This window comes from Nostoc commune NIES-4072 (assembly GCF_003113895.1).
In the GTDB taxonomy this organism is placed as follows: Bacteria; Cyanobacteriota; Cyanobacteriia; order Cyanobacteriales; family Nostocaceae; genus Nostoc; species Nostoc commune.
Genome location: NZ_BDUD01000001.1, coordinates 5020622 through 5034036, shown reverse-complemented (window position 1 = coordinate 5034036; position 13415 = coordinate 5020622). Strand labels below are relative to the sequence as shown.

Annotated in this window: 9 protein-coding genes; 6 read left to right on the top strand and 3 right to left on the bottom strand. The window is 40.2% G+C overall.

The features are described 5' to 3' along the window. Positions 1–471 precede the first annotated feature (471 nt). From CDC33_RS22375 to galK, 4 genes are all read left to right on the top strand, one after another. On the top strand, positions 472–2331 hold the full coding sequence (locus tag CDC33_RS22375) for a glycoside hydrolase family 2 protein (protein ID WP_109010776.1): 1860 nt from the start codon (positions 472–474) through the stop codon (positions 2329–2331). Then, positions 2310–3410: a galactose-1-phosphate uridylyltransferase gene (gene galT, locus CDC33_RS22370; protein ID WP_109010775.1), complete on the top strand. Its 1101-nt coding sequence runs from the start codon at positions 2310–2312 to the stop codon at positions 3408–3410. The genes CDC33_RS22375 and galT overlap by 22 nt, the downstream gene beginning before the upstream one ends. Before the next feature lie 344 nt (positions 3411–3754). Then, positions 3755–4867, top strand: a complete 1113-nt coding sequence (locus CDC33_RS22365) for a M24 family metallopeptidase (protein WP_109010774.1) — start codon at positions 3755–3757, stop codon at positions 4865–4867. Positions 4868–4872: 5 nt separating this feature from the next. Further along, complete coding sequence (gene galK, locus CDC33_RS22360; RefSeq protein ID WP_109010773.1) at positions 4873–5955, top strand: galactokinase; 1083 nt, start codon at positions 4873–4875, stop codon at positions 5953–5955. Here the strand turns inward: galK and CDC33_RS22355 are convergent. From CDC33_RS22355 to CDC33_RS22345, 3 genes are all read right to left on the bottom strand, one after another. Further along, positions 5952–6446, bottom strand: coding sequence for an ureidoglycolate lyase (locus CDC33_RS22355; RefSeq protein ID WP_109010772.1), 495 nt, complete (start codon positions 6444–6446; stop codon positions 5952–5954). The genes galK and CDC33_RS22355 overlap by 4 nt on opposite strands. Before the next feature lie 118 nt (positions 6447–6564). Continuing rightward, on the bottom strand, positions 6565–7584 hold the full coding sequence (locus CDC33_RS22350) for an RNA polymerase sigma factor, RpoD/SigA family (protein ID WP_244919317.1): 1020 nt from the start codon (positions 7582–7584) through the stop codon (positions 6565–6567). Positions 7585–8275: 691 nt separating this feature from the next. Next, positions 8276–8449, bottom strand: coding sequence for a DUF3172 domain-containing protein (locus CDC33_RS22345; protein WP_280524457.1), 174 nt, complete (start codon positions 8447–8449; stop codon positions 8276–8278). A gap of 1568 nt (positions 8450–10017) precedes the next feature. Here CDC33_RS22345 and CDC33_RS22340 point away from each other — a divergent pair. Together CDC33_RS22340 and CDC33_RS22335 are read left to right on the top strand one after the other, a co-directional pair. Beyond that, positions 10018–12222, top strand: coding sequence for a GumC family protein (locus tag CDC33_RS22340; RefSeq protein ID WP_109010770.1), 2205 nt, complete (start codon positions 10018–10020; stop codon positions 12220–12222). Between the two features lie 162 nt (positions 12223–12384). Beyond that, a complete protein-coding gene (locus tag CDC33_RS22335) occupies positions 12385–13329 on the top strand; it encodes a glycosyltransferase family 2 protein (protein ID WP_109010769.1) in 945 nt (314 codons plus the stop codon). The last annotated feature ends 86 nt before the right edge of the window (positions 13330–13415 follow it).

Genomic DNA, 13415 nt, shown 5'->3' with positions numbered 1-13415 from the left:
TTCGATGGGGACTGTGCAAGACACACCCCGCCACTTGTGAGTTGATCTTGACTTAAACCCCCAGAACTAGTTAAAAAAATTCCAGCGTATGGGGCAATAGAGTAACTTGCAAAATCGAATTCAACATAACTCTTGTGGGGTGGGCGTTTTGCCGTCCAGTAGATGCAATTTAAATAATGGAACAGCTTACCTAATTTTTTCCTGCCGACTTGGCAAATATTTACAATATGTGTGCCATAATGTCACGAGTCAATAGTCTATACCTAATTTTGTAGCTCCCATACGAGGGCGCTTGATCTATTTTATGTTTACTATTAAGCGATAAATAGCGTTCTGTAAATACAGGTATAAAGTTATATAGATTACAGATAAAGGAGTAAAAAACTCCTGGAATGTCTCAAAACAGACTAGTTTAGTCTAAACCGAAGTCACAGAAAATTTGTTCTATTGTAGTTACATTAAGAGGTTTTAATGAAATTGTTGGATATACAAAAGCGTAAGACAGAATCGCCCTCTAATACAGATAATCAAAGGGTTTCTAGCTTTCCAGAAGCTGGGTATCCACGTCCACAGTTACAGCGATCGCACTGGCTAAATTTAAACGGTGAGTGGAAGTTCGCTTTTGACGATGAAGGACGATGTGTTCAACCAGGCGATATCCAGGGGTGGACTCATCATATACAAGTTCCCTTCGCTCCCGAATCTACCAAAAGTGGTATTGGTGATACAGGTTTTCATCCAAACTGCTGGTATGAGCGAGAATTTGAAACGCCTGAAGGTGACGGCAGATTATTACTGCACTTTGGGGCTGTAGATTACCGCGCCCGTGTTTGGGTGAATGGTCAATACATGATAGAGCATGAAGGAGGACATACTCCTTTCACGCTGGATATTACCGCAGTTTTGAATGACACTGGCATAACTAAAGTAACAGTCTGGGCGCAGGATGATCCTTGTGACCTTGCCAAGCCTAGAGGAAAGCAAGATTGGCAATTGGAACCGCACAGTATTTGGTATCCTCGTACCAGTGGTATTTGGCAAACAGTCTGGATTGAGCGGGTGGGTAAAACTTACATCGATCACATTCGGTGGAGTCCAGATTTTGAGCGCTGGGAAGTTGGCTGTTATGCTGCGATCGCAGGTGATGCCCCTGCTGGTATCCAAATCAAGGTAAAACTGAGCATTGGCAATAACGTGCTGGCCAACGATACTTATGAAGTATTTAACGGAGAAATTGGCCGTCGCATCTCCCTTTCCGATCCAGGTATCGACGACTACCGCAACGAATTGCTGTGGAGTCCAGAAAAGCCCACTCTAATGGATGCCCACGTTGAACTTTGGCATAACAATCAACTCTTGGATGAAGCAAAATCCTATACAGCAATGCGGACTGTGGGAATACAGCGCGATCGCTTTATGCTCAATGGTCGTCCTTATTATTTGCGCTTAGTTCTGGATCAAGGCTATTGGCCCGATTCGCTAATGACAGCACCAGACGATGGAGCATTGCGGCGCGATGTCGAACTCACTAAAGCAATGGGTTTTAACGGAGTCCGTAAGCACCAAAAAATTGAAGACCCGCGATTTTTATATTGGGCAGATAAGCTGGGGTTGTTAGTATGGGAAGAGATGCCCAGTGCATATCGTTTCACACCTAAAGCAGTGGAACGCACAACACGAGAGTGGGCTGAGGTAATTAGGCGGGATATCAGCCACCCCTGTATCGTAGCTTGGGTAACGTTTAATGAATCCTGGGGAGTTCCGAATCTGGTTGAGACTGCGGCTCACCGAAACTACGTTTTGGCAATGTATCACTTAACTAAAACTCTCGATCCGGGTCGCCCAGTGATTGCTAACGATGGCTGGGAAAGTACGGATACAGACATTCTAGCTATTCATGACTACGACACCCACCCACAACGATTAGGTCATCGCTATGGGCCAGAAGTGAAGCTATCAGATTTGTTTGACCGGAAGCGTCCTGGAGGGCGCATCCTGACACTGGATAACTTTCCGCATCAGGGACAGCCAGTGATGCTGACTGAATTTGGTGGTATTGCCTATGCTCCTGTTGATAACCCCGATGCAGATAAAGCTTGGGGATATGAGCGCTGCTCCAATATTTCCGAGCTAGAAATTAAATACGCTACTCTGCTCGAAACGATTAATGATATCGAGCTATTTAGCGGATTTTGCTACACCCAATTTACAGATACTTTCCAAGAAGCTAACGGTTTATTATACGCCGATCGCACACCTAAATTTCCCATTGAAGCGATTCGCGCTGCGACCCTTTCAGGACAAGGATTATGTACTCCCACAAGCTGTTAAAGCCGGATGGTCGCCCACTGACCTTATACAGTCGATACCCGATTGCTGAGAATATCATCGCCACTAGCCCTAGTAATGAACCAGTGCAGGCAAATCCCCACCTGCGCTGGCATCCTTTACGCGGCGAATGGGTTGCTTACGCTTCTCACCGTCAAGGGCGGACTTTCATGCCGCCCCCGGAATATAACCCCCTTGCACCGACTACGAAACCAGAGTTTCCTACAGAACTTCCCCCAGGTAAGTATGATGTGGCGGTGTTTGATAATCGCTTTCCCTCAATGGCTCAAACGGCACACGATCCGCCGAAGTGTATTGTGGAAACATTGCCTGCTAATGGGGCGTGTGAAGTGGTGGTTTTTGCTCAAAATGCCCAAGCTTCTCTTAGTTCTCTGGAATTGGAACACCTTGATTTGCTCTTAGAAGTGTGGGGCGATCGCACCCGCGTATTAGGAGCAAATCCCCAAATTCAGTACGTGCTGCCATTTGAAAATAAAGGTGTAGAAGTAGGTGTAACATTGCACCATCCTCATGGGCAAATTTACGCTTATCCTTTTACACCACCTGTGCCAGCGCGAATGCTGTCAATGCAGCAAGAGTATTATGAAAAACATCGGCGGGGTTTACTGCAAGAATTGATTCAGAAGGAAATTGCAGATAATCAACGGATTATTTATCAAGATGAGTATGCGATCGCATTTGTCCCGGTATGCGCTCGTTACCCCTATGAAGTTTGGATTGCGCCAATTCAGCCAGTTAGCAGTTTTACCGAACTTACCCCAAAACAACGTTGGGGACTTGCTAAGGCGTTAAAAACTGTCACTCTCAAGTATGACGGCTTGTGGAATCGTCCATTTCCTTACTTGATGGCTTGGTTCCAAGCACCAACTGACGGTTTAGCGCATCCAGAAGCACATTTACACGCCGAGTTTTTTCCACCATATCGGACAAGCGAAAGGCTGAAATATCTAGCAGGAACTGAACTTGCAGCAGGGATGTTTGCCAATGATGCTTTGCCTGAAGAGAAAGCGAAAGAGCTACAAGCTGTGGTGGTAAATATTGAAGAACCGATTTCGGCGTGACAAACCTATCTATTTATTCCTGTTTGTCCACTTCTTGAACAATAGACCTCTTGCAAAAGTGCTTTTTGCAAGAGGGGAAAAGGGTAAAGGTTAAAGGGGAAGGGTACAATACAGAACTTTTTCCCCTTCCCCCTTTCCCTTTTCCCGACTTATGCAAGAAGTCTAATAAATTGTCTTAACCGTTCCTTCTAATCGGGGACGGTTTTTAACTTTTCTAAGTAAATATTGAATACCAAACTCGATATAATACCGTAGTTACGTTTTTCTCAAACCATAGACATACACATATAAACACAGATGAACCTCATAATTAGTCTGTATTCATCTGTGGTTACTAATTTTGTATGAACGAAGAAGTCTCCAAAAAACTAGAATTAATCAGGCAAATCTTGCGTGAAACCGAAGTGCAAGCCGTGCGCTTGCGCGGTACAGACTGGTTTGCCTGGGCGACAGCTGGCGCTTCTAACATCGTACTGCTTACTGCTGAGAGTGGCGTAGCAGAAGTATTAGTAACTACTGAAGATGCTTGGGTATTGACGGATGAAATTGAAGCGCAGCGTCTTAAGGATGAAGAACTGCCTGCCAATTTTAAGGTATATGTGAACCCTTGGGCTGATTATGCTGCCCGTGAGTCTTTTGTTCGTGATGTAACTGACAACGGAAAAGTAATTAGCGATGTCTGCGACAACGCGAAGCGCGAACGCCCCATCTCCAATTTAGAACAGCCGTTACCCCCATCTCTGCAATTGCATAAACGGGTAATGATGTCAAGTGAATTAGAGCGATATCGCCAAGTTGGGCAAAAAGCTAGTCAGGCAATGACAGAAGTACTCAAAGTTGCCAAGCCAACTTGGACAGAATATCAGTTAGCGGGTGCGGGTGCAGAGGCGTTATGGGCGAAAGGCTTGCATCCAGCGCTGACACTGGTAGCGGGTGAGAGGCGTTTACCGCTATACCGTCATGCTACACCCACAGCAGAACAAATTGGACGGCAAGCGATGCTAGTGTTTTGCGCTAGAGGTTACGGTTTGTATGCAAATTTGACGCGATTTGTTTGTTTTGGTAAGCTCTCAGACGAAGCGGCAGAATTGCATTCCCATGTGCGCGAAATAGAAGCAGTAGTTTTGAATTTGTGCCTACCCGGAACCACTTTGGACACAGTTTATCATGCGCTAGCTCAGGCTTATGAGCAGCATGGATTCCCTAATGCCATCCGTGAACATCACCAGGGAGGAACTACTGGATATTTAGCGCGAGAAATCGTAGCAAATCCAACCACTACTGATGCTTTGGCAGAAGGTATTGCTGTTGCTTGGAATCCCAGTTTAACTGGGGCAAAGGTTGAAGATACTTTTGTAATTTTGAAAGATGGAAAGTTGGAAAATCTGACTTTTGATCAAAATTTCCCTAATGTTGAGGTAGAAGGAAGATTGCGCCCTGTACCTTTGTATAATTAATAATCATGGATTTTCAACAAATATTCGGTAAACCACCTGAAACTCAAGCCAGTGCGCCAGGAAGAGTAAATTTACTGGGCGAACATACCGACTATAATGATGGGTTCGTTCTTCCAACTGCGATTCCTCAAAGTACGACAGTAGAGCTAGGTTTTAGTAGCGATCGCCAGCATCACTTTTACTCGGAAAATCTTAACGAGCAAGTGAGTATTTCAGATATCAATCATCAGCCGTCTGGATTTGCCAGTTATATTTTTGGCTGTATTGAGCTTTTGCAAAAAGCAGGCTACACTATACCATCACTTTGTGTATACGTCAAATCATCGGTTCCGATGGGTTCGGGTTTATCTAGCAGCGCAGCTTTGGAAGTGGCAACCCTCCGGGCATTACGCCAACTTCTGAACCTTCCCATTGATGATGTTGAAATCGCCCAATTCGCCCAGCAAGCAGAAATTCAATATGCTGGCGTGCAATGTGGCATCATGGATCAGATGGCTTCTAGTTTGGCTGATACTGAACATATCTTGTTTTTAGATACTCGGACTTTAGAACGCCGGGTAATGCCTCTGCCTGAAAAAGCGGAGATTTTGGTTATTGATAGCGGCGTACCCCGCACACTTGCAGGTAGCGGTTATAACCAGCGTCGGGCTGAGTGTGAAGAAGCGGCGCGATCGCTCGGTGTGAAAGCATTACGAGATATTACTGATGTTAATGTAACAAAAACATTACCTGAACCACTACAGCGTCGTGCCCGTCATGTAGTTACAGAAAATAACCGCGTTTTGGAAGTATTACAGGGAGTAACATCTGAGCGATTTGGCGAATTGATGAACGCTTCCCACGCCAGCTTGCGAGATGATTACGAAGTTTCAGTACCAGCCCTAGATAGGTTGGTAGAGATTTTGCAGAAAACAGAAGGGGTGTTTGGTGCAAGACTCACAGGTGCAGGCTTTGGGGGAGCAAGTGTAGCTTTGGTTAGATCAGGTGAGAGCAAAAGTATTGCAACTCATGTCCTTGAACAATACAACCAAGCAGGTTACAACGGACGAATTTTGGTTCCTTCTTTGGGATTGAGTGATGAAGTCTAAACCATCTCAAACTCTAATTGATGACTCTTGAGAAAATCATGGGTGAAATGATCCACCACATTTGTATCAGCTAGTTCCAAATTATAAAAATCTACAGCTTCATGGTCAAAATAGGGGCCAGCGTGCCAAGTTCCCTCATGTAGCTTGATAAAACAATTCCCCGGAATGCGGAAAACGGCAATTTCTTCTAATGCTGGTTCATTTACATCATTATTAGGAGGACAAACTGCAATTAACCAATCTTTCCCTGACAAAGAACCCAGACATTGAGTGCATTGTACATGACGAGTAATTTTGTGAAATTTTCGCCCTCTTTTCTCCAACCGCATAATATAAAACCGTGGAATACCATTATGCAGATTTAACTGGGCATCTTCCACATCATAAGCTTTGCCATCAAGACTCGCAAAAATCACCTGTCCATAACGCCGAAAGTTTTCAGAAGTCACAGATTGTGCTTGCAATTGTTGCGCTGTCTTTGATGTACTCATATCAAACCTTTGAGAGAAATTACTTAGGTTTATTTTCTCCCAAAATGACTGAGTTTTATACAGTCATAATGGTGACTTCCTGAGTTTAAATGCTCTACATTATTATGAAAAAATAATCTCAGCTTGCTAAATAACTACGTACTTGTTCTTTTTGCCGTCGTAGAAGGCTAAGGGCTTTTTGTTCTATCTGACGCACCCGCTCTCGACTAATACCCATGCGATCGCCAATCTGTGCTAAAGAAAGTTCATATCCATCAGTCAGACCAAAGCGCAAGGTTAATATCTCTCGCTGCTGGGGAGACAGCTTTGCCAACAAGTCTTGTAAATCTTGGTGCAAAGATTCTTCAACAGCATAGTCTTCGGGAGAAGGGCCATCATCCTCCAGTATGTCCTGCAATTCTGTATCTTGTTGTTCACCAACTCGCGCCTCTAAGGAAAACGGTTGACGGGCTAAAAACAAACACTCTCGAACTTGGCTAGGTGTCAAAGATAACGCCTTAGCAATTTCAGCAGTAGTAGGAACGCGACCTAACTGTTGAGATAATTCTCGTTGCACCCGTTTAATTTTGTTCAGTTTCTCAAAGACGTGGATAGGTAAACGAATTGTTCGTCCTTGTTGAGCGATCGCTCGTGTAATTCCTTGACGAATCCACCAGTAAGCGTAGGTAGAAAACTTATAACCAAGAGCAGGATCAAATTTATCCACTCCTCGCTCTAAACCCAAAGTACCTTCTTGAATTAAATCCATAAATTCCAGGTTACGGTGCTGGTATTTCTTCGCCACTGCTACCACTAACCGGAGATTAGCCTGAATCATTTTCTGCTTGGCTTGATGTCCTAAATTTAGCTGTTGCTCTACCACTTCAACACTTAACTCCACCTGATCTGCCCATTCTTGCAGTGTGGGTTCGTGATTTAATTTTACAGCTAATTCTTCTTTAGCAGCTAGTAAGATCATCATCTGCTGCACTTGTTCGGCAAAAATAACCTCTTGTTCACGAGTCAACAAATCTACACGCCCGATTTCTTGCAGATAACTACGCACAATATCATCTGTAGATCGAGGTTTTTTATCTGCGGCTAAACTTTTTTTCTTCGTTTTTTGAACTTCGGTAGGTGGAGATGTTAAGTTGCTCATGGTTATTTGCTCCTCTGTAACCTCATCAATTTATTGGTATCAAGTCTAGATATTCAGACCCATAGCCATTTCACACTGCTAATCAATCAATTGGCAATACTGATGAATTTTGGTCTATGATATATTACAAGTCAATTCTTGGAGATAATAAACCCAAAATCAACCCACTCCCTAATAATAACATCATCAGTAGTGACAAATCAATTACCTCAAGTATCATAACCATACCTTTTAAACCAATTACACTGCTTTATTATTGCTATCTGCATATCTGGGGAACATAATTATTATTGATTTACTTATCTAATACACTTTATGAGTAAATTAAACATTGCCCCGAAAATGATTTTATTACAAAAAATAACTGAGTAATACAAAATCTCTACACTAGTAGTAATTTAAAATTATTAAACCACAAATTAACAATTTATTTTGATTGCTACTATTTAGGTTATATTTTGATTTGATTGAATATCAACTTATTAAACTTAAAATGCCCATTTATTAGCCCTAAGTTTTTACTAAATAATCCGATCATATTAAGTCAGCTACGTAGAACACTAGCTATCAAATAAGCACTTCCCCAGGTTCTTCTACTTAAGAACAGCTTTCTTCGGAGCAGTTCAACTGAGGGTGCTTCCCTTCTACTTCCACCAAAACAGCATAGCTACCTTGCTTCTTAAAACTCCAGTTAAATTAAGACGGCAAAGACGCAGGTATCTATGATAATTGCCCTTGTGGGATACAGAACGCAGACATCTGTATTAGGTGCAGTATTATCAACGTAATTACTCTTGGCAACATATTTTTGACTAAAAGTAGTAATATTTGTCACGTTAACACCAAGGATAATACTTGGCAAGATAGCAACATCCGCGATCGCAGGTAATTATCCTATCGAAGCGAAAAGACTTACGTTTCGTAGTGGTTAATTATTATACAGCATAATTACAATAACAAGATTCCCGACTTCTCCAAAAATGCAGAAATCATCTGAAATCCCTAACAATAGGGTATCTTAAAGCTTCCGCACTTACTAGTTTTTACCTTAAGTTGATACAAAAGCCCAGCTGTGAATCGATACAGCTGATTAACTAAACTTCATAAAAAACATAGTGAAGTTTATTTAGTCTGATGTAGACTTTTGTCTAAAAGGAGGCAATTGAGCAATCCATGCTCTAACCATGTGGGAATTTGAGCCTCGTCTGTTCTGTGCTTTCTGCTGCAACTTTACTAACTCATATTCTTTTAGCTGTATTAATTAAGTAAGTCAGCGTAAAACTTTGTTCTTGGTATAAAGCATCAGTGAAAACGATTATACCGGAGTTTATCTTTCTTCATATAGTTCGGTTTTATTCTGCAAACGTTAGTTACTAGTCGTTTATCTCTTACGCGTGTTACTATACACTTACACAGATAACACAACATATATTGTTAGATGAACCTTGGAAGGAGTATTTTGTGTCTATTGCAGAATACAAGCAAGGCGATGGCAAGTTTATGGGTAAACCTAAAATACGGGATATACTCAAGAACCGATACTATACTGTCATTTCCACATATAAAGCCAGATCAAAAAAGCTTTGCAGCAGTCTGGGCAAATTAAACTGGCTGTGAGTCTTTACAAATTCGATTCTCAAATTACACAATTTTATTATGTCAGTCCCGTATCTTTCTCAAGATTAATCATTATTCTAAGCAAAAACTAATTATTGTTCAGCAGTTCAGGTAAATATCTATCCTGTCTTTCTAGGCGTCTCTTATCACTGTCAAAAACCTAACTTGAAACCAGTGGACAATTAAGAGTAAACAGTTAATAGGCGTATGGTAGAAGACTTAAACCTTTCGATTGAAACTGGTAACTGATAACTAATAAAGTTGTTCCATTGCTTGTAGGCTGGCACAGTTATTTAATTGCTTACCCTTAAGCAATTAATTTTTTTGTCTTTTCAGAATCAGCAAAAAGGTAGCGAGTATACTAGCATTTGTATAAATATTTTGTAAAGTTATCCAAATCAGTGTTTTTACAGAATATGATGTTGATTACTAGATGATTCATAAATACTTTGATCAGTAGTAATGCAACTCTAAGTTAAACCAACAATTAGTGTTTTTACTCTAAGTTTATCAATCAACTTGATATTTGCATATTTCTGGAAAGGAGTTTGAATGGTAGTGAAAGTGGATTCGTAATTCCAAACAATCAAAATTATGTACTATTTACTCTTTTGTGCAGAAGTGGATGCCACTTACTGCTAGTTAAAGATGTTTACTAATTTACTTCAGCTCTTAAACAACCTCAATAAAAAGGCATTAGCTGACAATCAATGCAGATATTACCATAGCAAAGTGGACTCCAGTGCTAGTATCGGTAAAATACTAAGAAATATCTCCTGTAAGTAAATCAAGCTATTTATAAAATTTGCATATATTATGACGATGGAATCTTTACCACACGTTGAAGAAGTAAATATTCAGAAATACTTAGAAGTTATTCAACGGCGTTGGCTACCTCTAGTTGGTATTTTTGGTATAACTGTTACCCTTGGATGCTTGTATGCATTTTCACTAAAACCCTCATACAAGGCAGAAGGAAGTTTGATGATTAAGACCAATCGCTCTTCCTCACTCACAGGGTTATCAGAAGACATAGGACGCTTGGAAGCTTTGAATGTCAACGACAATCCTCTGGAAACGCAGGTGAGAGTTATTGGGTCAAATCCAGTCATTGAGAAAACAATTAATTCCCTCAACCTCAAAGATAGCAAAGGCAAACTGCTCTCGATTCCTGACTTGGCAAAACAACTAAAGATAGAAGGAATCAAAGGTACTGATGTTGTACAAATCTCTTATAAAGGTGGCAATCCTGAACTAGCTGCCAAAATCGTCAACGAAGTTATCGACAGTTATATCGAGCTTAATATCAAAGCTAATCAGAATGAAGCCCTGATAGCCAAAGAAGTTCTCGTAACGGAAGTACCCAAAGCTGAGGAAATTGTCAGAAGAACCGAATCAAAACTGCGGCTATTTAAAGAAAAGAATAAAGTTGTTGTCTTAGGACAAGAAGCAAGCGCAGCAGTTGATACGATTTCCAAATTAGGAAACCAAATTTCTCAAGCTTTAGCGCAATTAGATGATGTCAAAGGTCGTTTAGAACAGTTAAGTAGTGAAGCTAAGATAGATTCAAAGCAAGGTGTAATCGCATCTGAATTAACTCAAGCACCTGGAGTTCAGAAAGTGCTTGCCCAACTCCAAGAAACAGAAAGCCAACTGGCACTAGAGCGTACACGTTTTTCACCTGAACACCCTACAATTACTAACTTACAAGAAAAAGTCGCAGCTCTTCAGAGCTTGCTAAAAGAACGCATAGGACAATTCGCTGGTACAGCACAGATAACAGAGGGAAGTTTACAGGTTGGACAACTGCGCCAAAGCCTAATAGCAGATATTACTCGTGCTCAGGCAGAACGTGTCGGTCTAGAAAGACAAATTGCCACACTTGTACGACAGCAAGAGGCCTATATCAAACGAGCAAATAATTTGCCAAAGCTAGAACAGACTCAACGAGAGCTAGAACGGAAGCTACAAGCAGCTCAAACGACTTACGAAACACTCTTAAAAAAACGCCAAGAAATTGATATTGCACAGAACCAAAAGATTCCTAATGCTCGTGTCATTTCCTATGCTTTAATCCCCGATAAAGCAGAAGGGCCTCGTAAAATTCTGTTTATAGTTGGTGGAGGAGGAATTGGCCTTTTCTTAGGTATCATTGTTGCCTTTGGTTTAGACTTAGTAGACCGCTCGGTGAAGAGCGTCAAAGAAGCCAAAGAAGTAATGAAATACAGTGTATTAGGAGTGATTCCGACACAAAGTAAAAATGGGAAAGATAATCCTTCTATAGCAGGACTCGATAGAGCTATTCCCAAAATTATTGGCAGAGATATTCCTTACTTCCCTCTTGGTAATGCATACCAAGTACTACAAGTAAACTTAAAGTTTCTTTGTTCTGATAAACCGCTAAAAAGCATTGTAATCACAAGTTCCGTTGCCAAAGAAGGAAAGTCTGATGTATCTGCAAATTTAGCTGTGACTATGGCTCAGGCAGGGCGGCGAGTCTTGTTGGTAGATGCAGATATGCGTAATCCCATGCAGCATCATATCTGGGGACTAACAAATGTAACAGGGCTAAGTAATGCCATTGCTGGTCAAGTTTCTTTAGATGTAGCAATACAAGAAGTAATGCCTAATCTTGAGGTTCTTACTTCTGGAATTTTGCCTCCTAATCCAGTAGCAATGCTAGATTCTCAACGCATGGCAACATTAATTAGTAACTTTGGCATAGATTACGATTTTATAATTTTTGATACTCCTCCTTTGTCAGGGATAGCAGATGCTGCTGTTTTAAGTACCCTCACTGACGGAATCTTATTAGTCGTTCGTCCTGGAGTAGTTGACTTGAACAGTGCGAATTCAGCTAAAGAGTTTTTAACTCAGTCAGGTCAGAAGGTGTTAGGGATAGTCATCAATGGTGTGAATACCAAAAATGAACCTAATAGTTACTTTTATGACAACAAAAAACAACAAATCCAACAAGATTTAGTATCTAGCAGCTTAACAAAATTTTCCAAAGAGCGTTAATCGGATAAATTGGAAAAGTGAATGTTGCTGCAAGTAAATCAACCTATTACGCCACGGCGGAAATAGAGCAACCATTTAAAACCCCTAAAGAGCTTATTCCATAATACTTTTGACTTCCGCCTTGCGATACTATCTTATTCCTGATAATGGAGGTATTTTTACATGGATAAAATTAGGACATCTTGTTTAATTAATAACTACAATTATGCTGAATTTGTTTCAGAGGCAATTGATAGTGCTTTAAATCAAACAGTTAAATTTGATGAAATTATTATTATTGATGACGCATCTACAGATAATTCTGTGGAAGTTATAGCTAAATTTGCTCAATTAGACAATGTTAAATGTATCTTTCAAGAAACAAATCAAGGACAATTATCATCCTTTAATGAAGGCTTTTTAGCTGCTACCGGAGAGATTATATTTTTTTTAGATGCTGATGATATTTATCAACCTCAATATTTAGAAAACGCATTAAAGTTTTATAGTAGACGTACTGAATGTGATTTCATATTTTGTGCATACAAGAAGTTTGGGGCAGTGGAAGGAATATTTCAAACTGATGCAGTTGATTTAGATTTGGGTTATTCAGTAATCAGAACTTTATACAATGGTGAATGGATTGGCTCTATAACTTCAACATTATCAATACGTAGAGAAATACTCAGAAAAATTTTACCTATTCCGAATATAGAAGATTGGCGTGTGAGGTCTGATGACTGTCTGGTATGGGGAGCATCCTTGGTAGGGGCTAAAAAGTTTTATATGTCTAAACCTTTAGTGATGTATAGAATACATCAGAATAATCAGTATCACAATAATAAATTTTTACATATAGATAAGAACTATGAATATAAAAGATTTTGGAAACGCAATTCCTTATTTAATTACATTCTTAAAAAAAATAATTTAAGTTTGCCTTTATTATTGGCTTTTACATCTCTCAATGAGCTAAAAACAATCCCATGTCCAAAGTTTCAGGATTTTATTTCATATTTAAAAATAATTTTTTTGTTTGAACATATTTTGTATTGGAAAATCAAGGGCATTATTTTGTTATTCAGCTACTTCATCAAAATATTGATGTCTGGCAAATTAAACAAATAGTAACTAATAATTATATAAAATGCTGGCTTAACTTAATCTACTTTCAATAATTTAATAAGCTAGTAAAAGTTTGCATTCTGAAAATT

Excerpts from the sequence above, each read along its gene's own strand:
- galK (WP_109010773.1), top strand. The coding sequence starts at position 4,873 with ATGGATTTTCAACAAATATTCGGTAAACCACCTGAAACTCAAGCCAGT.
- galT (WP_109010775.1), top strand. The coding sequence starts at position 2,310 with ATGTACTCCCACAAGCTGTTAAAGCCGGATGGTCGCCCACTGACCTTA.
- CDC33_RS22335 (WP_109010769.1), top strand. The coding sequence starts at position 12,385 with ATGGATAAAATTAGGACATCTTGTTTAATTAATAACTACAATTATGCT.
- CDC33_RS22365 (WP_109010774.1), top strand. The coding sequence starts at position 3,755 with ATGAACGAAGAAGTCTCCAAAAAACTAGAATTAATCAGGCAAATCTTG.
- CDC33_RS22355 (WP_109010772.1), bottom strand. The coding sequence starts at position 6,446 with ATGAGTACATCAAAGACAGCGCAACAATTGCAAGCACAATCTGTGACT.
- CDC33_RS22350 (WP_244919317.1), bottom strand. The coding sequence starts at position 7,584 with ATGAGCAACTTAACATCTCCACCTACCGAAGTTCAAAAAACGAAGAAA.
- CDC33_RS22375 (WP_109010776.1), top strand. The coding sequence starts at position 472 with ATGAAATTGTTGGATATACAAAAGCGTAAGACAGAATCGCCCTCTAAT.
- CDC33_RS22340 (WP_109010770.1), top strand. The coding sequence starts at position 10,018 with ATGACGATGGAATCTTTACCACACGTTGAAGAAGTAAATATTCAGAAA.